Here is a 24934-nt window from a genome sequence, read left to right on the forward strand (position 1 = left end):
TTGAAGGCGCTGGTCAAGCTGAAGGCGGAGCCGGGACTCTGGCTCACGGACGTGCCCGAGCCGGAGACGGGTCCCGGGGACGTCCTCATCAAGGTCAAGCGGACCGGTATCTGCGGGACCGACCTGCACATCCGCTCCTGGGACGGCTGGGCGCAGAAGACGATCGCCACACCGTTGACGCTCGGCCACGAGTTCGTCGGCGAGGTCGTCTCCGTCGGCCGTGACGTCGCCGACATCAACATCGGCGACCTGGTCAGCGGCGAGGGCCACCTCGTCTGCGGCAAGTGCCGCAACTGTCTGGCCGGCCGCCGTCACCTCTGCCGCGCGACCGTCGGCCTCGGCGTCGGCCGGGACGGCGCCTTCGCCGAGTACGTGGCGCTGCCCGCCTCCAACGTGTGGGTGCACCGGGTCCCCGTCGACCTCGACGTCGCCGCGATCTTCGACCCCTTCGGCAACGCCGTGCACACCGCCCTCTCCTTCCCGCTCGTCGGCGAGGACGTCCTCGTCACCGGCGCCGGCCCCATCGGCATCATGGCCGCGGCCGTCGCCAAGCACGCCGGCGCCCGCAACGTCGTCATCACCGACGTCAGCGAGGAGCGCCTCGCCCTGGCGCGCAAGACGGGCGTCACGCTCGCCCTCGACGTCACCGAGCAGACCATCGCCGACGGCCAGCGCACCCTCGGGCTCAAGGAGGGCTTCGACGTCGGCCTGGAGATGTCCGGCAACCCGCGCGCGATGCGCGACATGATCGCCAACATGACCCACGGCGGAAAGATCGCCATGCTCGGCCTGCCCGCCGAGGACTTCGCCGTCGACTGGGCGAAGATCGTCACCTCCATGATCACGGTCAAGGGCATCTACGGCCGAGAGATGTTCGAGACCTGGTACGCGATGTCGGTGCTCCTGGAAGGCGGCCTGGACCTCAGCCCGGTCATCACCGGCCGCTACGACTTCACCGACTTCGAAGCCGCCTTCGACGACGCGGCCTCCGGCAAGAGCGGCAAGATCATCCTCGACTGGACCACGGGAGCCTGACCCATGTTCGATTCCGTACGCGACTCCGTCCGCGCCACCCTCGAAGAGATCGAGCAGGCCGGACTGCACAAGCCCGAGCGGGTCATCGGCACCCCCCAGAACGCGACCGTCGAGGTCACCGCGGGGGGCCGCCCCGGCGAGGTGCTCAACTTCTGCGCCAACAACTACCTGGGCCTCGCCGACCACCCCGAGGTGATCGCCGCCGCCCACGAGGCCCTGGACCGCTGGGGCTACGGCATGGCGTCCGTCCGCTTCATCTGCGGCACGCAGGAGGTGCACAAGGAGCTGGAGGCCCGCATCTCGGGCTTCCTCGGCCAGGAGGACACGATCCTCTACTCCTCCTGCTTCGACGCCAACGGCGGCGTCTTCGAGACCCTCCTCGGTGCCGAGGACGCCGTCATCTCCGACGCCCTCAACCACGCCTCGATCATCGACGGCATCCGCCTCTCCAAGGCCCGCCGCTTCCGCTACGCCAACCGCGACATGGCCGACCTGGAGCAGCAGCTCAAGGAGGCCACGGAGGGCGGCGCCCGGCGCAAGCTGATCGTCACCGACGGCGTCTTCTCCATGGACGGCTACGTCGCCCCGCTCGACGAGATCTGCGACCTGGCCGAGCGCTACGACGCCATGGTGATGGTCGACGACTCGCACGCGGTCGGCTTCGTCGGCCCCGGCGGCCGCGGCACCCCCGAGCTGCACGGCGTCATGGACCGCGTCGACGTCATCACCGGCACCCTCGGCAAGGCCCTCGGCGGTGCCTCCGGCGGTTACGTCGCGGCCCGCGCCGAGATCGTCGCCCTGCTGCGCCAGCGCTCCCGCCCGTACCTCTTCTCGAACACCCTCGCCCCGGTCATCGCCGCCGCCTCCCTGAAGGTCCTCGACCTCCTGGAGTCCGCCGGCGACCTGCGCGAGCGCCTCAACGCCAACACGGCGCTGTTCCGCTCCCGCATGACCGAGGAGGGCTTCGACATCCTCCCCGGCGACCACGCCATCGCCCCCGTCATGATCGGCGACGCGGCCGAGGCGGGCCGGATGGCCGAGCTCCTCCTGGAGCGCGGCGTGTACGTGATCGGCTTCTCGTACCCCGTCGTGCCGCAGGGTCAGGCCCGCATCCGCGTCCAGCTCTCCGCCGCCCACTCGACGGAGGACGTGAACCGGGCCGTCGACGCCTTCGTCGACGCCCGCGCAGCCCTGCGCGGCTAGTGTCCGCGGGCTGAGACACTAGGGGCATGATCGAAGCGCGGCGGTTGCACATCCTCCGTGCGGTGGCCGACCACCGCACGGTCACGGCGGCGGCCGCCGCGCTCTACCTCACCCCTTCCGCCGTCTCCCAGCAGCTCGCCGCCCTGGAGCAGGAGACCGGCCACCGACTGGTGGACCGCAGCGCGCGCGGCGCGCGCCTCACCCCGGCCGGGGAGATCCTGCTCAGCCACGCCAACGCCGTGCTCGCCCAGTTGGAGCGCGCCGAGGCCGAACTCGCCGCCTACGGCTCCGGCGACGCGGGCACGGTCACGGTCGCCGCGTTCGCCACCGGCATCGGGCTCGTGGTGGCCCCGGCCATCACGTCCCTCGCCCGCACCGCGCCCGGCATCCGGGTCCGGGTCCGGGACGCGGAGGGCGACGAGAGCCTGCTCATGGTCCTGGACCGGCAGGTGGACGTGGCCGTCGCCGTCGAGTACCGGGGCGCGCCGGGCGAGGACGACGACCGGCTCACCCGCGTCCCGCTCTACGCCGAGCCGTTCGACGCGGTCCTGCCGCCCGGCCACCCCCTGGCGGCCGGCGAGCGGGTCGCGCTCGCCGACCTCGCCAAGGACACCTGGATAGGCCAGTCCACCGGCAACCCCTGCCACGACGTGACCGTCCTGGCCTGCGAGTACGCCGGGTTCGCCCCGCGCTTCGCACACGTCTCCGACGACTTCCGGGCCGTCGCGGCCCTCGCCTCGGCCGCCGCCGGAGTGGCGCTCGTCCCGCGCTCGGCGCTGCGCGGGATGGATCTCTCCGGCGTCGAGGTCCGCCCCGTGGACGGGGTCGCCCCCACCCGCCGGGTCTTCGCGGCGGTACGGCGCGGAGCAGGGGAACACCCTCTGATCAGCCCTGTGCTCGCCGCTCTGCGCGGCGCGGCCGCGCCGGAGGACTGAGCGCGGCGGTCCGCGTCGGCGGGGCGCATGATGGAAGGGGCGCCGCTCCCGGGAGGAGGCGGACCATGGCCGTCACCGAAGGCACCGTGTCTTTCCGCGGACACCGCACCTGGTACCGCTCGGTGGGGAACGGCCGTGCCGGCCGCCCACCCCTCCTCGTCGTGGCCGGTGGCCCCGGCTGTCCCCACGACTATCTGAACGATCTCGCCGCCCTGTACGAGGAGACCGGCCGTCAGGTCGTCTTCTACGACCAGATCGGCTGCGGCAGGTCCGACCACCCCGACGACCCCGCTCTCTGGACCATGTCGACCTTCGTCGACGAGCTGGCCGCGGTCCGCGCCGCCCTCGGTCTGGACCCCGTCCACGTCCTCGGTCACTCCTGGGGCAGCCAGATCGCCCTGGAGTACGTCCTCACCCGCCCCGTGGGCCTGGCCGGCCTCGTCCTCGCCGGGCCCATCGCCAGCGCCCCCGCCTACCAGGCGGAGACGCGCCGCCTGAAGGACTCCCTGCCCGGGGACGTACGGGAGACCTTGGACCGGCACGAGGCGGCGGGCACCACCGACGATCCGGAGTACCAGGCCGCGGCCATGGCCTTCCATCAGCGCTGGCTCTGCCGACTCGACCCCTGGCCCGCGCACCTCGTGCGCTCCTTCACGAGCATCCGTCCCGACGTGTACGAGGCACTGTGGGGCGGTACCGAATGGAACCTGACGGGCAGTCTGAAGGACTGGGACGTGACGGGACGGCTGGGCGAGATCGACCTGCCGGTCCTCGTCACCTCCGGCCGCCACGACGTGGCCACTCCGGCTCTCGTCCGGCCGCTCGCCGAGGGCATCCGGGGTGCCGAATGGGTCGTGTTCGAGGAGAGCGCACACATCCCCTCGGCCGAGGAACCCGGGCGGTACCGCCGCGTCCTGGCCGACTTCCTGGCGGCGGCCGATCCCGCTCCCGTGGCACGGGCGGCCTGACCCGCCGCCGAGCACGGCGGTCAGTCCGGCGAGCGCGTCCACCCGGCCGCCTCGACGCGGGCGGCGTCCGCCGGACGGGCCTCGTCGAAGAGCGGCCGCCCGGTGGCGTCGAGCACCCGCACCCCGTCCACGTACACCCCGCGCCCCACGTACCGCTTGTCCGTCGCGTACCGCCAGCGCAGCCGCACGGGGAAGGCGCCGGGCTCCGGCACCTCGGCCGTGAGCCGGTGCCAGACCCGGCCGGACCAGCCGCCCACCGCCCCGGCCGGATGCGGCCGCGGGTCCTCTCCCGGGCACACGGTGACGAACGGCACCGGCTCCCAGGCCTGACCGCCGTCCCGGGAGGCCTCCAGGTGCGCGGTGTCCGGGCCCGGTCCGGTGTCCCACCACAGCGCGCACTCGAAGCGGGCGGCACCGGGGACCGGGGGCAGGGTGAGCGTGCCGGTGGCTCCGCTGTCCATGCCGGAGAACCATGCCGTACGGCCCCGGGCCGGCCGCACGGGCACGGCCCTGGCCAGCCTGTCCGCCGCGGCGACGCGCGGCGCGGAGCCGGAGCGCCAGGAGCGCACCGGGTGCACGGAGTTGCCGAGCACGATCAGGAACGCGTCGGTCGTCGGGTCGAGGACGAGGCTGGTGCCGGTGAAGCCGGTGTGCCCGGCCGTGCGCGGCGTGGCCATGGCGCCCATGTACCAGTGCTGGTGGAGCTCGAAGCCGAGCCCGTGCCCGTGACCGGGGAAGGCGGTGTTGAAGTCGGTGAACATCAGCCGCACCGACGCGGGGGAGAGGACGCGGGCCCGGCCGTACGCGCCGCCGTTGAGCAGGGTGCGGGCGAGGACCGCCAGGTCCCAGGCGCGGGAGAAGACCCCGGCGTGGCCCGCGACGCCGCCGAGGGAGTGGGCGTTCTCGTCGTGGACCTCGCCCCACACCATGCCCCGGTCGAGGCCGGACCAGGGCGGCCGGGCGTCCTCGGTGGCGGCGATCCCCGGCCGCCAGGAGAGCGGCGGATTGAAACGAGTGCGGTGCATCCCGAGCGGAGCGGTGATCTCGTCGTGGAGCAGGGTGTCCAGGCCGCGACCGGTGATCTCCTCCAGGATCAGCTGGAGCGAGATCAGATTCAGATCGGAGTAGAGGTACGCGGAGCCCGGCGGGCTCGCCGGGGTCTCGGCCCACAGCAGCCGCAGCTTCCCCTCCCGCGTCGGTTCCCGGTAGAGCGGGAGCCAGGCCCGGAACCCGGAGGTGTGGGTGAGCAGCTGCCGTACGGTGACGTCCCGCTTCCCGCCGCCGCCGAACTCCGGCAGGTACGCGGCGGCCTTCTCCTCCAGCTCCAGTGCCCCGCGCTCGATCTGCTGCACCGCCAGGATCGAGGTGAACAGCTTGGAGACCGACGCCAGGTCGAAGACGGTGTCCTCGGTCATGGGGATCCGCCGCTCGGGCGGCAGCTCGACGCCGGTGTCGGTCTTCTCGTCGTACGCCGCGTACCGCACGGCCGAGCCGATCGCCCGGTGCAGGGCGACGGTCCCGCCCCGCCCGGCGAGCAGGACGGCGCCCGCGTACCACGGGTGCGCGGGGGAGGGCGCGAGGAAGCGCTCGGCCTCCGCGACGAGCCCGTCCAGGTGCGGCGCGAGCAGCCCGGCACGCTCGGCCGAGCCGTGCCGCAGCGTGGTCCGCCGCGCGGCCGGAACCTTTTCGGCCCCCGGTCCCGCCCCCCGCTCGGGGGAGGCCGCCGCTCCCGGCACCGCACCGATCATCAGCGCACCTCCGAGGGCCAGTAGCCCGCCGCCGAACGCGCGGCGGCCCGGCCCTCCGTCTCGCTTCGCGTCCTCCGTCACGCCCACCCTCTCCCACTCGGGGCGGCGGCGGAACGCCGACCTGCCGCCCGCAAAGAATCTGACGCTGCATCAGAAAATGTCTTCCCTCCGCCGCGCCGCTGCGGCATCCTGCCGCCCATGGAGACGGAGCTGAGTCGCACACTGGGGATCGAGCACGCCATCTTCGGCTTCACGCCCTTCCCCGCGGTGGCCGCCGCACTCACCAGAGCCGGCGGGTTCGGCGTCCTCGGCGCGGTCCGCTACACCGCGCCCGACGACCTCGCCCGCGACCTCGACTGGATGCAGGAGCACACCGACGGCCTGCCCTACGGCCTCGACGTCGTGATGCCCGCGAAGAAGGCGGTCGAAGGCGTCACCGAGGCCGAGATCGAGGCCATGATCCCCGAGGAGCACCGGGCCTTCGTCCGCGCCACCCTCGCCAAGCACGGCGTCCCCGAACTGGCCGAGGGCGAGGCCTCCGGATGGCGGATCACCGGCTGGATGGAGCAGGTCGCCCGGAGCCAGCTCGACGTGGCCTTCGACTACCCGATCAGGCTCCTCGCCAACGCCCTCGGATCGCCGCCGCCCGACGTCGTCGCCCGCGCCCACGACCGCGGCGTCCTCGTCGCCGCCCTCGCCGGCAGCGCCCGCCACGCCCGCCACCACGCCGACGCCGGCATCGACATCGTCGTCGCCCAGGGGTACGAGGCGGGCGGCCACACCGGCGAGATCGCCTCCATGGTCCTCACCCCCGAGGTCGTCGACGCCGTCTCCCCGCTGCCCGTGCTCGCCGCCGGCGGCATCGGCAGCGGCGAGCAGATCGCCGCCGGACTCGCCCTCGGCGCCCAGGGCGTCTGGCTCGGCTCGATCTGGCTCACCACCACCGAGGCCGAGCTGCACTCCCGCGCCCTCACCGACAAGCTGCTCGCGGCCGGCTCCGGCGACACGGTCCGGTCCCGCGCCCTGACCGGCAAGCCCGCCCGCCAGCTCCGCACCGAGTGGACCGACGCCTGGGACGACCCGGCGGGCCCCGGCCCGCTCCCCATGCCCCTCCAGGGACTCCTGGTCGCCGAGGCCGTCTCCCGCATCCAGCGGTACGAGGTGGAGCCGCTCCTCGGCACCCCCGTCGGACAGATCGTCGGCCGGATGAACTCCGAGCGCAGCGTCCAGCAGGTCGTCGACGACCTCACCCGCGGCTTCGAGAAGGCCGTCGACCGCATCAACCGCATCGCCGGACGGAGCGCCCAGTGAACAACGGTCCCACCGGAAGCCGGTCCTCCACCGGAAGCCGGCCCCCTGCCGGAAGGCAGACCCCCGCCGGAAGCCAGACCCCCGCCGGATTCTGGGCCCAGGCCGCCGCCGATCCCGGCCGCACCGTCCTCGTCGCCCCCGACGGCGAGGAGTGGAGCGCCGGCCGGCTGCACGCCGAGGCCAACCGGCTCGTCCACGGACTGCGCGCCGCCGGACTCGAACGCGGCGACGCGTTCGCCGTCGTCCTGCCCAACGGCCCCGAGTTCTTCACCGCCCATCTCGCCGCCACCCAGGCGGGTTTCTACCTCGTCCCCGTCAACCACCACTTCGTCGGCCCCGAGATCGCCTGGATCGTCGCCGACTCCGGCGCCAAGGTCCTGGTGGCGCACGAGCGCTTCGCCGAGGCGGTCGCCCTCGCCGCCGACGAGGCCGGGCTCGCGCCCACCCACCGGTACGCCGTCGGCACGGTCCCCGGCTTCCGCCCGTACGCCGAACTGCTCGCCGGGCAGGACGGATCCGCGCCCGCCGACCGCACGCTCGGCTGGGTCATGAACTACACCTCCGGCACCACCGGCCGGCCCCGGGGCATCCGCCGCCCGCTCCCCGGCAAGCTCCCCGAGGAGACCCATCTCGGCGGCTTCCTCGGCATCTTCGGCATCCGCCCCGCCGACGGCAACGTCCACCTCGTCTGCTCGCCGCTCTACCACACCGCCGTGCTCCAGTTCGCGGCCGCCGCCCTGCACATCGGCCACCCGCTCGTCCTCATGGACCGGTGGGCGCCCGAGGAGATGCTCCGGTTGATCGACCGGTACTCCTGCACCCACACCCACATGGTCCCCACCCAGTTCCACCGCCTGCTCGCCCTCCCCGCGGAGGTACGGGAGCGGTACGACGTCTCCTCCATGCGCCACGCCATCCACGGCGCCGCGCCCTGCCCCGAGCACGTCAAGCGGGCGATGATCGACTGGTGGGGCCGGTGCGTCGAGGAGTACTACGCGGCCAGCGAGGGCGGCGGCGCCTTCGCCACCGCCGAGGAGTGGCTCAAGAAGCCCGGGACCGTCGGCCGGGCCTGGCCCATCAGCGAACTCGCCGTCTTCGACGACGACGGGAAACGGCTGCCGCCCGGCGAACTCGGCACCGTCTACCTCAAGATGAACACCGGCGGCTTCCAGTACCACAAGGACGAGGCGAAGACCGCGAAGAACCGCATCGGCGACTTCTTCACCGTCGGCGACCTCGGCGTCCTCGACGAGGACGGCTACCTCTTCCTCCGCGACCGCAAGATCGACATGATCATCTCCGGCGGGGTCAACATCTACCCCGCCGAGATCGAGGCGGCGCTGCTGGCCCACCCCGCCGTCGCGGACGCCGCCGCCTTCGGGATCCCGCACGCCGACTGGGGCGAGGAGGTCAAGGCGGTCGTCGAGGCGGCCGAGGGGTACGAACCGGGGCCCGCGCTCGCCGCCGAGATCCTGGCCCACTGCGGTGACCGCCTCGCCGGCTTCAAGCGCCCGAAGTCGGTCGACTTCGTCCCGGCCATGCCCCGCGACCCCAACGGCAAGCTGTACAAGCGCCGTCTCCGCGACCCGTACTGGGAGGGCCGGGAGCGCCCGCTCTAGGGCCCGCCCTCCGGATCGGGCCCTGGTCCGCACGCCCTCGGCGCGTGACGGGTGCGGGGTTCGACCCCTGCTCTCGCCGAACCCGGGTTCGGCGAGAGCGACATCAGGTGTGAAGGTTCGGCGGCTGTGGCCCCGGCCCGCCCGCGACATCCCGACAGCCGGCGACGAGGGGCCGTTCCCGGTCGCCCGTCCGTGACCCCTTCGGCGCGATCCCGGGCGCACGTGCCCCGCCGCGTGACCTCCGGCACCGCGCGCCGCCGGGCCGGCTCGCGGACGGCGGCCGGTCCGCCGACTCGCGAGCAGGTCGGTTTCGGATGAACATGTCGAATTGTGGACCGACCTTCGGCACGCCCGGACCCCGTACGCCCCCGCTCGGGCCGGCGGCCCTCCGCGGCACCCCCTGGAGACCATGGATGTCCGAGCTCATCGCCCTCGGCCACGACGACCTCGCCGCGGCCGCGCCGATGGCCCCGGAGATCACGGACGCCGAGTCCACGGCGCCGATGCGGCCGCACGGCGGCACGGTCCTGAAGACCTTTCCCGGCGATCCGGACGAGGGCGATCAGGACGAGCGGAAGCCCGTCGAGCGGCTCACCGGCGCCCGGCGGCAGCCGGGTAACCCGGATGGCTCTGTCCCTCCCCCGCCGATCGAAAGACACGTCCGTGCACCCCGCGCTCAGTGCCGCCGCGCTCGCCGAGCCGCGCAGGCTCCGCCCGCACCACCGCCGTCCTGTGCTCCTGACGCCGAGGCGGACCGCATGCCACCGGAAGGACCCCCCATGAACACCCCATCGCCCCGCGGGAGCCGGCCGGTCCGCGCCCGAGCGGCGGGAGCCGCCGTCGCCGTCGTCGCGACCGCGCTCGGCGCGGTCGCCCTCGTGTCCTGCGGCTCGGGCGGGGACGACACCGGCACACCCGCGTTCAGCGAGCGTCCCACGGCGCCCGACACCGCCTCGTTCTCCGGCGAGCACCCCTCCTCCGTCGCCTCGGCGGCACAGTCGCGGATCGCGTCCGCCCAGGCCTCGGCGTCGTCCGCGGCGGCTTCGGCCTCCGCGCAGGAGGCGTCACGCCAGGCGTCGGTCGGCGCCGAGGTCGAACGCTCCCGGCAGGCGGCGGAGAACGCTCTGAAGGGCGTCGAGGGCAGAGGGAACGCCCTGAACGAGGTCGGGATGACCGGCAAGCCCCGGGCCGACACGAACGGCCTGCTCACCGTCGTCGTCACCATCACCAACAAGACGAGCGCGAAAGCGTCCTACGCCGTCCAGGTCGACTTCCTCGACCCGTCGGGCAAGGTCGTCGAGACCCAGTTCGTCGGCGCCGAAGACCTCACGCCCGGCGAGCGGCGGCAGCCCCTGGTCATCAGCCGACAGCCCCCCGAGCCGGTGCTCACGCCGCGACTCGCCAAAGCGCAGAGGTACTGAGAAGGGAGCACCGCATGAGCGAACTCCGCGAGCCCGTTCGGCGACTCCCGTGATCTTGACTTCCAAGATCACCGAGGACCGGTTCGCCACGGCCGTGGAGCCCTTCGGCGGAACCGTCCTCAAGACCTCCCTCCCGGAGGAGAGCGAGCGGGAGCTCGCCGAGCGGCTCACCGGTCCCGACTCCGGGGCGACGTTCTGACCCCGGGCCGCACCGCCGGCGCCCGGCGCGCGGCGCCGGCCCTCCTGGGCCCGGTCGAACGCAGGATGTCCGTTCGAGACCCTCGCCGCCTGCGAACGTGGCCTCACCGTGCGGAGGCTGAGCGAAAGGGGTGAAAAGGTCCCTTTGTGGCAGGATGCGGATCATGGGTTCGAGCACGGCGGCGATGACACGGCAGTGGACCACCTGGGGGCCGGTGGTGGCGGCGCTTGTGCTCGGCCTCGCCTGGGGGCGCGACCTCCCGGGCTTCGCGGTGGCGATCGTCGTCGTCTGTCTGTTCGCCGCGGTGCTCTCGGCCGTCCATCACGCCGAGGTCATCGCCCACCGCGTCGGCGAGCCCTTCGGCTCCCTCGTCCTCGCCGTGGCCGTCACCGTCATCGAGGTCGGACTGATCGTCATGCTGATGACGGGAGGCGGCGACAAGGCGACGAGCTACGCCCGGGACACGGTCTTCGCCGCCGTCATGATCACCTGCAACGGCATCGTCGGCCTCTCCCTGCTCGTCGGCGCGCTGCGCAACCGGGTCGCCGTCTTCAACGCGGAGGGTTCCGGCGGTGAACTCGCGATCGTCTGCACGCTCGCGACCATGACGCTGGTCCTGCCGACCTTCACGACGAGCCACCCGGGACCCGAGTTCTCCGCCGCGCAGCTGGCCTTCGCGGCCGTCTCCTCGCTCCTCCTCTACGGAGTGTTCGTCACGGTCCAGACGGTCCGGCACCGTGACTACTTCCTGCCCGTGCCGCGGCCGGACCGGGGAATCCCGGAGTCGGAGGACGAGCACGCCGCCCCGCCGACCGCGCGCGACGCCTGGTTCAGCCTCGGCCTGCTCGTGGTCGCGCTCGTCGCCGTCGTCGGCAACGCCAAGCTCGTCTCGCCCACCATCGAGGACGCCGTCGCCTCCGCGGGCCTGCCCAAGGCGGTCGTCGGCGTCGTCATCGCCCTCATGGTGCTGCTGCCCGAGACCCTCGCCGCCGTGCGCGCCGCGAGCCGGGACCGCATGCAGACCAGCATGAACCTGGCGTACGGCTCGGCCATCGCCAGCATCGGCCTGACGATCCCGTCGATCGCGCTCGCCTCGATCTGGCTGGAGGGGCCCCTGATCCTCGGCCTGGGGCCCCTCCACATGGTGCTGCTCGTGCTCACTGCCGTGGTGAGCGCCCTGACCGTGGTGCCCGGACGCGCCACGCTCCTGCAGGGCAGCGTCCACCTCTCGATCTTCGCCGCCTTCGTGTTCCTGTCGTTCAGCCCCTGATCACGACCACCTTCAGAGCGGGCGAGCGCAGGATGTCCTTCTCGCAGAACCGGGAGGTCACCCAGCGCTCGCCCGCGAACAGCCGGGTCTGGTCGCTGAAGTGCGGCGACGCCGGGTTCGAGGACTGGGAGTACGAGAGCAGGGTGCGGGCCACCGGGCACCGGCTGCCGTCCCAGCCCACGGCCTGCACGTGGCTGGTCCCGTGCGCGACCTCCACGTAGCCGCCGCCCGCCGCGTTCCACACGGGCTCGGTCTTGTTCCAGATCCCCAGGGACTCGGTCCCGCCGCTCACCGGGATCCGTTCCCCGTTCCGTACGACGAACTGGTGGGCCCCGAGCGGCGCGTCCGGCGCGATGCCCGCCGCCCGCAGTTCCGCCGCCGCGTCCCTGAGGGCCTGAGCGAAGCCGGGCGTCCCGGTGTTGAGGGTGTGCGGGGTGCGGACCGGGTCGGCCGCCGAGAACGGCACCAGCCACTGGTCGGCCGGCTTCACCGTGCCGGTGAACTTCCGCCAGAAGCGGTCGAAGAGCAGTGCGCCCCGGCTGTCGGTGTTCACCGTGCGGTCCCAGTCGCCGAGCACCCGGCAGACCTCCGGGTCCTCCGGCAGCACCGGCGCGCAGGCCTTCGCCGCGTCGGCCGCGGCCAGGTCACCGGCCGGCGCCCGGTTGGCGAACTGCTGGCGCTGCAGGTCGGCCACCGTGAGCCCGCCCCGGTCCGCCATCGCCGAGACGTCCTCGATCCCGCCCCGGGTGCGCAGCGAGCGCGGCGTCGCGACCGTGCCGAAGATCCGCTCGTAACCGGTCAGCGGCCGGTCGGCGTTGGCCAGCCAGGCGCTGTCGTTGGAGTTCTCCACGTACGGGGCGTCCCGCAGGACCGGCATCCGGGCCGGGCCGAAGACGCCCGGCTGCACCGCGTCCGGGTCGGAGCCGGGCGCGCAGTCCGACCGCGAGCCGTCGAGCACGGCGACCCCCGAAGCCGGGTAGGTGGCCCGGCCGAGCGGGGTGGAGCAGCGGGAGGCGAGCTCGTCGGTGATCCGGGGGAGCACCTGGGACTGGGTGAAGAGGGAGTGCCCCGCCGAGTCCGCCGCGATCGTGTTGACCCAGGGCAGCCCCTGCGTGCGCTTCAGGGCGTCGGCGATGTCCTGAGTGGACCGGGCCCTGCCGAAGCCGAGCGCGGTGTCGGAGCCCCGCAGGTTGAGCGCGTTGGGGTCGTTCAGCGCGTACGCCGTGGTCGCGGTCCACGGCAGCGGCAGCTGCGCCCCGAGGCCGCCGACGACCGGCCCGTACCGGGTCCACCACTGGGTACGGGTGACGGGCGCGCCGTCCCGCACGGCCACGGTCACGGTGCGCGGGGTCATTCGCTCCGGCTTCCCGTCCACCAGGTAGGAGGTCGGGTCGCCGGGTACGAGCGTCAGCTGGTGCAGGTTGAGCGGCACCCCGGTGGCGACGGTGTGGCTCCAGGCGACCTTGTCGTTGAAGCCGATGTTGACGACGGTCGTGCCGAGGAGCGAGGCGCCGGAGACGTTCAGCTCGCCCGGGATGGTCTGCTGCGACTGCCAGAAGCGGCGGCCGCCCTGCCACGGGTAGTGCGGGTTCCCCAGGAGCAGCCCGCGCCCGTTCGCCGTCGTCGCCCCGGAGAAGGCAACGGCGTTGGAGCCCATGGTGGCGTTCTCGGGAGCGAACAGCTCGCGCGCGGCCTCGGCTGCGTCCTCCGGACCGGGAGCGGCGGCCGAGGGGGGAGCGGCGGCCGGCGGCCCGGCCGCCGTGATGCCGTCCACGGCCCTGCCCTGCCCGCCGAGCACCGAGACGGCGAAGCCGCGCCGGGCCACGTCGAGCGCGGTCACCGGGCGGACCCAGTCGGCGTCCGCGCAGGCCGGATCGGTGACGCGGTTCTTCCGCAGCCAGGCGTTGTAGCCGGCCGCCCAGCCGCGCATCAGCTCCTTCACCTCCCGGCTCGGCCCGGCCGGCGCCGGGGTGCCGAGCAGCTCCTCGACCGTTCCCGCGTCCTTCACGCCGCGGAAGTACAGGTCGCTGGAGAGGTTCGTGGTGGCGGAGGAGAGCGAGCCGTCGGGGGCGGCGTCCGGGCCGAAGTGCCGGGAGCGCTCGCCGTTCACGGTCAGGAAGCCGTCGGCGAGGACGCAGACCTGGTCGGCGGCCTGGGCCCAGCCCGTGCCGAATCCGAGGTTCGCGTAGTCCTTCGCCACGATGTGCGGAATGCCGTACTCGGTGTAGCGGATGACGGCCGACAGACCCCGGTCGGCGGGGTGGCGGTCCAGGCCGCCGGAGTCGGCGGCCGCCGCGCCGGGCAGCGAGGCCGTGACGACGGCGAGGGCCGCGCCGGTGAGCGCCAGGTGTTTCAGACGGGTGCGGAGGTGCAAGATGCCTCCCAACGGGCTGATGAGCACTGCGGGTTGGACCATGCACGCAGTTGCCCGCCCCCTTGTCAACATCCCGTTCGGTATCCGAGGTCCGGGCGGACGCCCTGCCCCGCGCGGTACTTGACCTTCCGTACGCTCCGCGCCGAGGATCACCGCATGGACCGACTCCTCAGCCGTACCGTCGACGGTCACCTGCGCGTGAGCGCCCGGCGCGTGCCCGACCGGATCGCCGTGCGGTACGCCGACCGGACCTGGACGTACGCGGAGCTGGACGAGGCCGTCTCCACGGCCGCCGCCGTCCTGCGCGAGCCGGAGCACGGGATCGCCCTGCCGGAGCACGCCCGGGTCGCCACGTACGGCCACAACTCGGACGCCTACCTCATCGCCTTCCTCGCCTGCGCCCGGGCCGGCCTGATCCACGTGCCGGTCAACCACCACCTGACCGGCGAGGACCTCGCGTACGTCCTGGAGCAGTCGGACAGCTCGCTCGTGCTCGCCGACCCCGCCCTCGCCGACCGGATCCCCACGGGCTTCGCGGTCAAGGCCCTGCGGGACGCGCCCGGTTCACTGCTCGACGCCCTCGCCGAACCGGAGGAGTACCTCACCGACCGCGACGCCCGCGACCTCGCCCAGCTGCTCTACACCTCGGGCACCACCGCGCTCCCCAAGGGCGCGATGATGACCCACCTCGCCCTCGCCCACGAGTACGCGAGCGCGATCGAGGCCCTCGACCTGAGCGAGGACGACCGGCCGGTGCACGCGCTGCCGCTCTACCACTCGGCGCAGATGCACGTCTTCCTGCTGCCCTACCTCGCGGTCGGCGCCGAGAACACGATCGTCGACGGGCCCGACCCGGACGTCCTGTTCGACCTGGTCGAGGCGGGCCGCGCCGACAGCCTCTTCGCCCCGCCGACCGTCTGGATCGGCCTCGCCAACCATCCGGACTTCGCCGCCCGCGACCTCTCGGCCCTGCGCAAGGCCTACTACGGGGCCTCGATCATGCCCGTGCCCGTCCTGGAGCGGCTGCGCGCCCGGCTGCCGGAGCTCGCCTTCTACAACTGCTTCGGCCAGTCGGAGATCGGCCCGCTCGCCACCGTCCTCGGCCCCGACGAGCACGAGGGCCGGATGGACTCCTGCGGCCGTCCGGTGCGCCACGTCGAGGCCCGTGTCGTCGGCGAGGACGGGGAGGACGTGCCCGACGGCACGCCGGGGGAGATCGTCTACCGCTCCCCGCAGCTGTGCGAGGGCTACTGGGGCAAGCCCGACGAGACCAGGGCGGCCTTCCGGGACGGCTGGTTCCGCTCGGGGGACCTCGCGGTCCGTGACGCCGAGGGCTACCTCACGATCGTCGACCGGGTGAAGGACGTCATCAACTCCGGCGGCGTGCTCGTCGCCTCCCGCCAGGTGGAGGACGTGCTCTACACCCATCCCGCGGTCGCCGAGGCGGCCGTCATCGGCCTCCCCGACGAGCGGTGGATCGAGGCGGTCACGGCCGTCGTCGTCCCGCGCGGGGAGGTCACCGAGGCCGAACTCCTCGACCACGCCCGCGAGAAGCTCGCCCACTTCAAGGCGCCGAAGCGCGTCCTGCTCGTGGACGCGCTTCCCCGCAACGCCAGCGGCAAGATCCTCAAGCGGGACCTGAGGGACCGCTTCGGCGCACCGTGACGCCGTGACGCGGCGGCGTCACGGATCGTCGGGCGTCGCGGATCGTCGGGCGTCAGGGATCGTGGGGCGTCACGGGCCTCAGCCCTCGCGCTCCTCCATCACGCAGAGAATGTTGCCCTCGCTGTCCTTGAACCAGGCGCCCCGCATGGTGTCCGACTCGACCACGCCGTCGACCGTCTTGATGCCGGGGAGGTCGTACTCCTCGAACGTCACGCCCTTGGAGCGGAGCGTCGACATCTCCGCGTCGAGGTCGTCGACCTTCCAGCTCGCCAGGGTGTGCTCGGCCTTGCCGCCGTACGGCGTCTCGTAGAGGCCGATGATCGTGCCACCGCACTCGTACCTGGTGTCCTCCGGGGACTCCTTCGTGAGGGACAGACCGAGGGTCTCCGAGTAGAACTGCTTGGCCCGGTCCATGTCATTGACCGGAATGATCGCGGCTATGGGGGAGTCCGACAGCATCGCAACCACCTCCTCCCCCCAGGCTACGCGCCCCGGAGGTCCACGATCCGCTTGATCTTGCCCACCGAGCGCTCCAGCGTCTCCGGGTCGACCACCTCCACGTCCACGGAGACCCCGACCCCGTCCTTCACCGCCGCCGCGACCGCCCGGGCCGCCGCCTCGCGCTCCTGGGGCGTCGCGTCCGGACGGGCCTCGGCCCGCACGGTCAGGGCGTCGAGCCGGCCCTCCCGGGTCAGGCGCAGCTGGAAGTGCGGAGCCACGCCCGGGGTGCGGAGCACGATCTCCTCGATCTGGGTGGGGAAGAGGTTCACCCCGCGCAGGATGATCATGTCGTCGCTGCGCCCGGTGACCTTCTCCATCCGGCGGAAGACCCGTGCGGTCCCCGGCAGGAGACGGGTGAGGTCACGGGTCCGGTAGCGGATCACCGGCATGGCCTCCTTGGTGAGCGAGGTGAAGACCAGCTCGCCCTCCTCCCCGTCGGGCAGCACCTCGCCGGTGAACGGGTCCACGACCTCCGGGTAGAAGTGGTCCTCCCAGATGTGCAGGCCGTCCTTGGTCTCCACGCACTCCTGCGCCACCCCGGGGCCGATCACCTCCGACAGGCCGTAGATGTCCACCGCGTCGATCGCGAACCGCTCCTCGATCTCCTTGCGCATCTCCTCCGTCCACGGCTCCGCGCCGAAGACGCCGACCTTCAGCGAGGTGGAGCGCGGGTCCACGCCCTGCCGCTCGAACTCGTCGAGCAGCGTCAGCATGTACGAGGGGGTGACCATGATGATCTCGGGCCGGAAGTCCTGGATGAGCTGCACCTGCCGGGCCGTCATGCCGCCGGAGGCCGGGATCACCGTACAGCCGAGGCGCTCGGCGCCGTAGTGGGCGCCGAGGCCGCCGGTGAACAGGCCGTACCCGTAGGCCACGTGGACCTTGTGCCCGGGGCGCGCGCCGGCCGCGCGCAGGGAGCGGGCCACCACGTCGGCCCACATGTCCAGGTCGGCCTCGGTGTAGCCGACGACGGTCGGCCGGCCGGTGGTGCCGCTGGAGGCGTGGATCCGCCGGATCCGGGACCGGTCGACGGCGAACATGCCGAAGGGGTAGTGCTCGCGCAGGTCCGACTTGGCGGTGAACGGGAAGCGGGCCAGGTCCGCGAGCGTACGGCAGTCGTCCGGGGTCAGTCCGGCCGCGTCGAAGGAGTGCCGGTAGAAGTCCACGTTCTCGTACGCGTGCCGCAGGGTCGCGCGCAGCCGCTCCAGCTGGAGGGCCGCCAGCTCCTCGCGCCCGAGCCGTTCGCCGCTGTCCAGCAGTTCCGTCATGCGCCACTCCTCCGCCGTCGTAAAACGGACAACCGATCATTCGGTTGATCCGTTCCGGGTCAGTAAAACCGGAGGCCCCCGGGGCTTGGCAAGGGGTGGGAGAACTTTTCCCGTCCGGACGGCCGCCCGGACCCCCGCCCGGACGGCGGAGCGCGCACGGCGCTCGCGGGGCGGCCGTCGCCGTCCGGCGCTCCCACCCGTTCGTGCCGCACCCGGATGACGTACACCACGGTGCGTTACATCTGGACGCGGAGAGCGACGAACGAGTCCGCGAACGCCCCAGAAAGCGAGCCATCCATGTCGGTCGACACCGAGCCGGCGGCCACTCCGCCCGCCATCCAGCTCCGCCAGGTCCAGCTCAGCCTCAGCACCACCGCCGCCCGCAACCTCGCCACCACCACCAAGTCCGAACCCCAGATGCAGGGCATCAGCTCCCGCTGGCTGCTCCGCAAGCTCCCCTGGATCCACACCCCCGGCGGTGTCTACCGGGTCAACCGGCGCCTCTCGTACGTGGTCGGCGACGGCCGCGTCACCTTCGTCAAGAGCGGCTCCAGGGTCGAGGTCATCCCCGCCGAACTGGCCGAACTCCCGCTGCTGCGCGGCTTCGACGACCCCACCGCGCTCGGCGCCCTCGCCGACCGCTTCGTCCAGCAGGAGTACGAGCCCGGCCAGGTCGTCGTGAACGCCGGCCGCACCGCCGACCACGTCTACCTCATCGCCCACGGCAAGATCGAGAAGCTGGGCATCGGACAGTACGGCGACGAGACCCTCCTCGGCCGGCTCGGCGACGGCGACACCTTCGGCGGCCAGGTGCTCGCAGGGGACGGGACGTGGGACTTCACCGCCAAGGCCGTCACCGCCGTCACCCTCCTCGCCCTGCCCCGCACCGCCTACCTCGCCGTGGCGGAGCAGTACGAGAACCTGCGCGACCACGTCCAGGGCGCCGGGGCCGACGGCCACCAGCGGGCCACCAACCCCTTCGGCGAGGCGGCCATCGAGCTCAGCGCCGGTCACGTCGGCGAGGCCCCGCTGCCCGGCGCGTACGCGGACTACGAACCCAGGCCGCGCGAGTACGAACTCAGCGTCGCCCAGACCGTCCTGAAGGTCCACACCCGCGTCGCCGACCTCTACAACCAGCCGATGAACCAGACGGAGCAGCAGCTCCGCCTGACCGTCCAGGAGCTCCGCGAGCGCCAGGAGCACGAGCTCGTCAACAACCCCGAGTTCGGACTGCTCCACAACACCGACTTCGACCAGCGCATCCAGACCCACTCGGGGCCGCCGACCCCCGACGACCTGGACGACCTGCTCAGCATGCGCCGCGACACCGACTACATCTTCGCCCACCCCCGGGCCATCGCCGCCTTCGGCAAGGAGTGCAACAAGCGCGGTCTCGCGCTCGACTCCGTCGACGTCGACGGACACCGGATCCCGGCCTGGCGCGGGGTCCCCGTCCTCTCCTGCGGGAAGATCCCGGTCACCGACCGGCAGAGCTCCTCGATCATCGCCGTCCGCACCGGCGAGAACAACGAGGGCGTCATCGGCCTCCACCAGACCGGCCTGCCCGACGAGATCGAGCCCGGCCTCAACTGCCGCTTCATGGGCATCGACGAGAAGGCGATCATCTCCTACCTCGTCTCCGCCTACTACTCCGCCGCGATCCTCGTGCCGGACGCGGTCGGCATCCTGGAGAACGTCGAGGTGCGTCCGCGCGCCTGACCGCCGGCCGGGCAAAACCCGTTGCCCGGCCCCGGACGCCGGTGCTGGAGTGGCCGCCATGGAACCCCAGCACCTGCGTGACCTCCACGACCTCCAGCTGCGCCGCGGGGCCCGCCCCGACGGGCCCGGCTGCCGCGTCGAGCACGTCGGCGACGTCGTCCGCCAGACCGGCCCCGCACACGCGTGGAACGGCGTCCTCTGGTCCGGATCCGACGCGCACGACGCCGACCGCGTCATCGCCGCGCAGATCGAGCACTACCGCTCCGCCGGTCTGTCCTTCGAGTGGAAGCTGTACGCGCACGACACTCCCGCCGACCTCGGAGACCGGCTCCGCGCGGCCGGCTTCACCCCCGAGGAGCCGGAGACCCTGATGGCCGCCGAGGCCGCCGCCCAGTCCCGGGAGGTCCCGCTTCCGGAAGGCGTCGAACTCCGCGCGGTCACCGACGAGGCGGGGGTCCGCCAGGTGGTCGAGGTCCACGAGCGCGCCTTCGGCACCGACAGCTCCCACCTCGGCCGCCAACTCCTGGACCGGCTCGCGGCCGACCCCGGCACGGTCACCGCCGTCGTCGCCCTCGCCGCGGGGGAACCCGTGAGCGCCGCCCGCCTGGAGCTGTACCCCGACACGGACTTCGCGGGCCTCTGGGGCGGCGGCACCGTCGAGGGCTGGCGCGGCCGAGGCCTCTACCGCGCCCTCGTCGCCCACCGCGCCCGCATCGCCGCCGACCGGGGCCACCGCTACGTCCAGGTCGACGCGGCGGACACCAGCCGCCCGATCCTCCGCCGCCTCGGCTTCCTGCCGCTGACGACCACCACGCCGTACGTGTACGAGCTCTAGCCGGGCTCGCCCGGCCATGCGGGCGCCCCCAACCAGGGGGCGAACTGCTCGGCGACCAGCGACGCCACGGCCGCCGCGTCCCGCGTTCCGTCGACCTCGATCACGCGGACGCCCAGGCGCCGGGCGGCGCGCACCGCGTCCTCGGCGACCAGGCGGTCGCGGGCGATCCGGTTGGCCTGGGCGCGCGCCGGGTCGCCGACCGGCACGTCCAGGGCGCCCGCGCGCGGAAGGGTGCGGATCTGGTGCTGCCGGAAGTCCTCCGTGGGTACGAGGACGACCATCCGCCGGACCGAGTCGACCAGCGGGGCGACCAGCTCGGGCCGGAGTCCCCATCCCTCGGCGATCGCCGGCCGGCCGGTCGACAGGGCGCGCAGGTCGTCCAGGACCCAGTCGAACCGCAGCGGGAAGCCGGCCAGCGTCTCGGCCGCCATCTCCTCCGGGCTCCGTTCCGTCCAGACCCGCGCGGGCCCCGGGTCCGCCACCGGCTCGCCCCGTGCCACCCGCCGTGCGATCCGGCGGTCCTGATGGCCCCGGGCGTCGTGGTAGTCGTAGTGATAAACCGTCAGTCCGAAGTCGCGGGCGAGGAGTTCGGACACGGTCGTCTTGCCGGCCCACTGCGCGCCGCCGATCCACAGCATCCGGCGCAGGCTGCCGTGCGGGTCCCGGACGTCTGTCATGAGGTCCTCCCGTGGGCGGGCGGCGCGGACGGCCGCCCGGGAGGAGTCTCCTGGTTCGCGGGCGAAAAGTGCAGTCTTGTCTTCGCGGTGCGCTTGGCGGAGAGTGGAACGAGGGGCGGTGTGTCCTGGCGGATCAGCCGGCGGCGTCGCCTTCGTGTGCGGTCACCACGGCCCGCAGGAGGCCCGGGAAGCGCTCCTCGAACTCCTCGCGGCGCAGGGCGTTCATGCGGGAGGTCCCCGCGTAGTGCTGGCGGACGAGGCCGGCCTCGCGCAGGACGTGGAAGTGGTGCGTCGCCGTGGACTTGCTGACGGGCAGCTCGATGGTCCCGCAGGCGAGGTCCTCGTCCGCCGCCCACAGCTCGGCGACGATCCGTCGCCTGACCGGGTCGACCAGCGCGTCCAGGACCTGTTGCAGGCCGATGTCGCGCAGGTCGGGGTGGGGCGGGACGCGGTCCCGCCGGCCGGTGCCTGTCACTGCTCTCATCTTCTCGTCCACCTCCGGAAGCATCGTACGACAGCCGTCGAAGTTTCATGAACATCGAAGTTTGACAGCTGTCGAACCTTGCGCTTGGCTGGGGTCCGGCGGCGGAGCGGTCCGCGCGCCGCCGTCACCGAGCGGGGAGGGGGAAGCCCGATGAGCAAGGCCAGGACGGTGCGGTTCCACGAGTACGGCGGTCCGGAGGTGCTCCGCCTGGAGGACGTGGAGGTGGGCGAACCGGGCCCCGGCGAAGTCCTCCTCCGGGTGGAGGCCATCGGCCTCAACCGCGCCGAGGCCCTCTTCCGCGGCGGCCACTACATCGAGCCGGCCCGGCGCTTCCCCGCCCGCATCGGGCTGGAGGCCGCGGGTGTCGTCGAGGCCCTCGGCGAGGGCGTGAGCGGGCTCGCGACGGGCCGGGCGGTGAGCGTCGTGCCCTCGTTCTCGATGAACGACCACGGCGTCTACGCCGAACGCGCGATCGTCCCGGCGTCCTCCCTCGTCCCCCGCCCCGAGGGCCTCGGCCCCGTCGAGGGCGCCGCCGTGTGGATGCCGTACGTCACGGCGTACGGCGGACTGGTGGAGGTCGGCGGGGCGCGCGCCGGGGACACCGTCGTCCTGACCGGGGCCTCCAGCAGCGTCGGCCTGGCCGCGATCAGGACCGCCCACCGGATCGGTGCCACACCCCTCGTCACCACCCGCACCCGGGCCAAGAGGGACGCCCTGCTCGAGGCGGGAGCGGCCGAGGTGATCGTCACCGAGGAGGAGGACGTCGCCGAGCGCGTACGGGACCTGACGGGCGGGCGCGGCGCCGATCTCGCCTTCGACGGGGTCGCGGGACCCGGCCTCACCGACCTCGTCAGGGCCGTCGCCCCCGGCGGCACCGTGCTGCTCTACGGCGCCGTGAGCGGGCTCCCGACCCCGTACCCCGGCTTCGACCTCGGGATGCCCGCCGTCTCCCTGCGGACCTACACGATGCCGGAGACGACCCGGGACCCGGAGCGGCTGCGCAGGGCCCGCGCCTTCGTCGAGTCAGGGCTGCGCACCGGCTTCTTCGAACCCGCCGTCGACCGCACCTTCACCCTCGACGAGATCGTCGCGGCGCACCGGGCCATGGAGGCAGGCCACCAGGTGGGCAAGATCGTCGTGACCGTGCCCCGGTAGGGGTGTCAGGCCGTCCAGTGCGCGGGGCGGTCGAAGCCCTCGGGGAGGCGGGTCGCCGCGTTCCCGCGCGCCGAGTTCAGCTGGGGCTGCGTCAGGAACAGCGCGCCGGTCAGGTCCGCGCCCGACAGATCGGCGTCCCGCAGGTCGGCGCCGATCAGGTCCGTGAGCGACAGGTCCGCCCCCGTCAGGTCGGCCGCGATGAGCAGCGCCCCGCGCAGGTCCGTGCCCCGCAGCTTCGCCCCGCGCAGCCGCCTGCCGATCAGGTCCGCCCCGCGCCGGCTCTTCGGCCGGCCGCCGGCCGCGGCGCGGACCAGCTCGCTCGTCCTGAGGAGCAGCGGGTTGACCTCGGCGCGCACCGCCGCCACGTCCAGCTTCTCCAGGGCGTCCGGCGTGCCCCCGGCGAGCTCCTCGACCCGGGCCAGCGCGGCCCGCAGCTCGGCGTGGACGGGGCGGGCCGTCCGCAGCGCCAGGGCCTCCGTGAGGTAGCGCAGCAGCTCGTGCAGCTGCCGCACCACCGGAAACACCTCGTACATCTGCCGGGCCGTCTCCGGAGCCTCACGCCAGGACGCGCCGCCGAAGGTCACCTGGGAGACCCGCTGACCCGCGCCGAAGCAGTCGTACACGGTGCAGCCCTGGAAACCGCTCGGCCGCAGCCGGGTGTGGATCCCGCAGCGGAAGTCCTCCTGGAGGTTCCGGCAGGGCTCGCCCGACGACTTGTTCACGGCGAAGTCGGCCGACTTGGCGAAGGGCAGGGCCACGCAGCACAGGCCGAAGCAGTTCGCGCAGTCGCCGCGCAGTGCGGATTGCCGGGTGTCGGGCACGGTGGAACGGTTCCTTCGCGGTTCGGGGACGGTTCGGCGGGGACGGTCCCCACCGTATCGCGCCCCCGGCGCCGCACGGCCCGTCCGGTGCCCTGACCTCGTGTCTTGTCGTGTCCTGTCGCCGTGTCCTGCCGTCGTGCTCTCGGCGAAACCGATTGCGGTGATCCACCGGGCCCGGTGAGGATCGGCGGCATGCCGACGTTCACGACACATGACGGAACCGAACTCGCCTACCGCGTACAGGGGGAGGGGGAGCCGCTCGTGTGCCTGGCGGGCGGGCCGATGCGCGACGCCGGCTACCTCGGGGACCTCGGCGGACTCGCCGCCCACCGCACCCTCGTCCTGCTCGACGCCCGCGGCACGGGGGCGAGCGCCGAGCCCGCCGACCCCGGCACGTACCGCTGCGACCGGCAGGTCGGCGACGTCGAGGCCCTCCGCGCCCACCTCGGCCTGGACCGGATCGACCTCCTCGGCCACTCGGCGGCCGGCAACCTCGCCGTCCTGTACGCCGCCGCCCACCCCGAGCGGATCCGCTCCCTGGTCCTCGTCACCTCCCTCGGACGCGCCCTCGGCGTCGGGACCACCGACGAGGAGTGGGACAAGGCCGTCGAGGTCTTCGCCGACCGGCCCTGGTACCCGGAGGCGAAGGCCGCCCTGGACGCGATCGGCCCGGACACCCCGCTGCGGCGCGTCCGCGAGATCACCGCCCCCTTCGCCTACGGCCACTGGGACGCCGCGGCCCAGGAGCACGCGGCGCGAACCGAGGAGGAGACGAACTGGGAGGCGGCGTCCGTCTACCACGGCGAGGGCGCCTACGACCCGGAGACCACCCGCCGCGCGCTCGGCGCGCTCACCGCGCCGGTCCTGATCCTGGCGGGCGAGTACGACGCGGGCCCGACGCCCGCGAAGGCCGCCGAGGCGGCGGCCTTCTTCCCGCACGCGGAGCTCGTCGTCCAGCCGGGCGCCGGACACCACCCCTGGGTCGACGACGCCGGCGCCTTCGCCCGCACGGTCGCCGCCTTCCTCGACCCGGCCGTCCGCACGGTCACCGTGGACGGCGTACGGCTCGCCTACCGGGTCGCGGGAGCGGAGGACGCCCGGCCCGTGGTCCTCGTCCACGGCCGCGGCGAGAACAGCAGGACGTGGGCCGAGGTCATCGAGGACCTGGCCGTCGACCACCGGGTGTACGCGGTCGACCTGCGCGGCCACGGACTCAGCGACCGCCCCGGCCGCTACGGCTTCGAGGACTTCCGCGACGAACTCGGCGGCTTCGTCAAGGCCCTCGGCCTCACCGGCGCCACCGTCGTCGCCCACTCGATGGGCGCCGGCGCCGCCTGCCTCCTCGCCCAGAGCGAACCCGGCCTCATCGGCTGCCTCGTCCTGGAGGAGCCACCGGCCTTCGCCCCGCTCGACCCGCCGCGCCCGGTGGCCGAGCGCCCCGAAGGTCCCCTCGCCTTCGACTGGGACATCGTCCCCACCACCGACGCCCAGCTCAACGCCCCCGACCCGGCCTGGCGCGAGGGGCTCGGCGCGATCACGGCCCCCACCCTCGTCCTCGCCGGCGGCCCGGCCAGCCACATCCCGCAGGACCAGCTGTCCGGCCTCGCCGACCGCATTCCGGACGCCCGCCTCGTCATGATCGGGGCCGGCCACCTCGTCCACGGCGCCCGGCCGGCCGAGTTCCTCGCGGCCATCAGGGAGTTCGGGATCGCGGCAGGCGCGTAGG

General features: G+C 73.3%; 21 protein-coding genes. 14 read left to right on the forward strand and 7 right to left on the reverse strand.

The annotated features are described in order from the left end of the window. From tdh to K7G60_RS11725, 4 genes are all read left to right on the forward strand, one after another. Positions 1 to 1035 carry an L-threonine 3-dehydrogenase gene (tdh, locus tag K7G60_RS11710; protein WP_225800777.1) on the forward strand — a complete coding sequence of 345 codons (1035 nt, stop codon included), beginning with the start codon at positions 1 to 3 and terminating at the stop codon, positions 1033 to 1035. 3 nt (positions 1036 to 1038) lie between these two features. Continuing rightward, positions 1039 to 2238, forward strand: a complete 1200-nt coding sequence (locus K7G60_RS11715; protein WP_225800778.1) for a glycine C-acetyltransferase — start codon at positions 1039 to 1041, stop codon at positions 2236 to 2238. Positions 2239 to 2264: 26 nt separating this feature from the next. After that, positions 2265 to 3173 carry a LysR family transcriptional regulator gene (locus tag K7G60_RS11720; protein WP_225800779.1) on the forward strand — a complete coding sequence of 303 codons (909 nt, stop codon included), beginning with the start codon at positions 2265 to 2267 and terminating at the stop codon, positions 3171 to 3173. 65 nt (positions 3174 to 3238) lie between these two features. Continuing rightward, positions 3239 to 4141, forward strand: coding sequence for a proline iminopeptidase-family hydrolase (locus tag K7G60_RS11725; protein WP_225800780.1), 903 nt, complete (start codon positions 3239 to 3241; stop codon positions 4139 to 4141). Between the two features lie 20 nt (positions 4142 to 4161). On the opposite strand, the gene K7G60_RS11730 is transcribed toward K7G60_RS11725, so the two are convergent. Continuing rightward, positions 4162 to 5889 (reverse strand): beta-lactamase family protein, encoded by a 1728-nt coding sequence (locus tag K7G60_RS11730; RefSeq protein WP_263985803.1) that lies wholly within the window; start codon positions 5887 to 5889, stop codon positions 4162 to 4164. 198 nt (positions 5890 to 6087) lie between these two features. Here K7G60_RS11730 and K7G60_RS11735 point away from each other — a divergent pair, with 198 nt between their 5' ends. The 5 genes from K7G60_RS11735 (at position 6088) to K7G60_RS11755 (ending at position 11709) form a co-directional block, all read left to right on the forward strand. Beyond that, positions 6088 to 7200: a nitronate monooxygenase family protein gene (locus K7G60_RS11735; RefSeq protein ID WP_225800782.1), complete on the forward strand. Its 1113-nt coding sequence runs from the start codon at positions 6088 to 6090 to the stop codon at positions 7198 to 7200. Further along, entirely contained in the window at positions 7197 to 8819 is a 1623-nt protein-coding gene (locus tag K7G60_RS11740) for an acyl-CoA synthetase (RefSeq protein ID WP_225800783.1), read from the forward strand. The genes K7G60_RS11735 and K7G60_RS11740 overlap by 4 nt, the downstream gene beginning before the upstream one ends. 779 nt (positions 8820 to 9598) lie before the next feature. Beyond that, positions 9599 to 10240 carry an FxLYD domain-containing protein gene (locus K7G60_RS11745; RefSeq protein ID WP_225800784.1) on the forward strand — a complete coding sequence of 214 codons (642 nt, stop codon included), beginning with the start codon at positions 9599 to 9601 and terminating at the stop codon, positions 10238 to 10240. 55 nt (positions 10241 to 10295) lie between these two features. Beyond that, positions 10296 to 10439: a DUF1269 domain-containing protein gene (locus tag K7G60_RS11750; protein WP_225800785.1), complete on the forward strand. Its 144-nt coding sequence runs from the start codon at positions 10296 to 10298 to the stop codon at positions 10437 to 10439. A gap of 163 nt (positions 10440 to 10602) precedes the next feature. Next, a complete protein-coding gene (locus K7G60_RS11755) occupies positions 10603 to 11709 on the forward strand; it encodes a calcium:proton antiporter (protein WP_225800786.1) in 1107 nt (368 codons plus the stop codon). Here the strand turns inward: K7G60_RS11755 and K7G60_RS11760 are convergent. Continuing rightward, positions 11699 to 14083, reverse strand: coding sequence for a penicillin acylase family protein (locus K7G60_RS11760; RefSeq protein ID WP_225800787.1), 2385 nt, complete (start codon positions 14081 to 14083; stop codon positions 11699 to 11701). The genes K7G60_RS11755 and K7G60_RS11760 overlap by 11 nt on opposite strands. A 156-nt stretch (positions 14084 to 14239) precedes the next feature. Here K7G60_RS11760 and K7G60_RS11765 point away from each other — a divergent pair, with 156 nt between their 5' ends. Then, entirely contained in the window at positions 14240 to 15748 is a 1509-nt protein-coding gene (locus K7G60_RS11765) for a fatty acyl-CoA synthetase (RefSeq protein ID WP_225800788.1), read from the forward strand. A gap of 78 nt (positions 15749 to 15826) precedes the next feature. Here K7G60_RS11765 and K7G60_RS11770 read toward each other — a convergent pair whose 3' ends face one another. Then, positions 15827 to 16207, reverse strand: a complete 381-nt coding sequence (locus K7G60_RS11770; RefSeq protein ID WP_225800789.1) for a VOC family protein — start codon at positions 16205 to 16207, stop codon at positions 15827 to 15829. 23 nt (positions 16208 to 16230) lie between these two features. Beyond that, positions 16231 to 17517 carry a phenylacetate--CoA ligase PaaK gene (gene paaK, locus K7G60_RS11775; RefSeq protein ID WP_225800790.1) on the reverse strand — a complete coding sequence of 429 codons (1287 nt, stop codon included), beginning with the start codon at positions 17515 to 17517 and terminating at the stop codon, positions 16231 to 16233. A 297-nt stretch (positions 17518 to 17814) separates the two neighbouring features. Between paaK and K7G60_RS11780 the strand changes: the two genes are divergently transcribed. Both K7G60_RS11780 and K7G60_RS11785 read left to right on the forward strand, forming a co-directional pair. Further along, the gene (locus tag K7G60_RS11780; protein ID WP_225800791.1) at positions 17815 to 19236 is read left to right on the forward strand and encodes a family 2B encapsulin nanocompartment shell protein; all 1422 of its coding nucleotides are present in this window, start codon (positions 17815 to 17817) and stop codon (positions 19234 to 19236) included. A gap of 58 nt (positions 19237 to 19294) precedes the next feature. Then, complete coding sequence (locus tag K7G60_RS11785; protein WP_225800792.1) at positions 19295 to 20071, forward strand: GNAT family N-acetyltransferase; 777 nt, start codon at positions 19295 to 19297, stop codon at positions 20069 to 20071. On the opposite strand, the gene K7G60_RS11790 is transcribed toward K7G60_RS11785, so the two are convergent. After that, positions 20068 to 20748, reverse strand: a complete 681-nt coding sequence (locus K7G60_RS11790; protein WP_225800793.1) for a hypothetical protein — start codon at positions 20746 to 20748, stop codon at positions 20068 to 20070. The two genes, K7G60_RS11785 and K7G60_RS11790, sit on opposite strands and share 4 nt — an antisense overlap. Positions 20749 to 20881: 133 nt before the next feature. Next, on the reverse strand, positions 20882 to 21232 hold the full coding sequence (locus tag K7G60_RS11795; RefSeq protein WP_225800794.1) for a helix-turn-helix transcriptional regulator: 351 nt from the start codon (positions 21230 to 21232) through the stop codon (positions 20882 to 20884). A 150-nt stretch (positions 21233 to 21382) separates the two neighbouring features. Between K7G60_RS11795 and K7G60_RS11800 the strand changes: the two genes are divergently transcribed. After that, positions 21383 to 22387 carry a zinc-dependent alcohol dehydrogenase family protein gene (locus tag K7G60_RS11800; RefSeq protein ID WP_225800795.1) on the forward strand — a complete coding sequence of 335 codons (1005 nt, stop codon included), beginning with the start codon at positions 21383 to 21385 and terminating at the stop codon, positions 22385 to 22387. 5 nt (positions 22388 to 22392) lie between these two features. Here the strand turns inward: K7G60_RS11800 and K7G60_RS11805 are convergent, their stop codons facing one another. Continuing rightward, positions 22393 to 23208 carry a pentapeptide repeat-containing protein gene (locus K7G60_RS11805; RefSeq protein ID WP_225800796.1) on the reverse strand — a complete coding sequence of 272 codons (816 nt, stop codon included), beginning with the start codon at positions 23206 to 23208 and terminating at the stop codon, positions 22393 to 22395. Positions 23209 to 23400: 192 nt separating this feature from the next. Between K7G60_RS11805 and K7G60_RS11810 the strand changes: the two genes are divergently transcribed. Then, entirely contained in the window at positions 23401 to 24933 is a 1533-nt protein-coding gene (locus K7G60_RS11810) for an alpha/beta fold hydrolase (protein ID WP_225800797.1), read from the forward strand. The last annotated feature ends 1 nt before the right edge of the window (position 24934 follow it).

Source organism: Streptomyces sp. NK15101 (genome assembly GCF_020400725.1).
Taxonomy (GTDB): Bacteria; Actinomycetota; Actinomycetes; order Streptomycetales; family Streptomycetaceae; genus Streptomyces.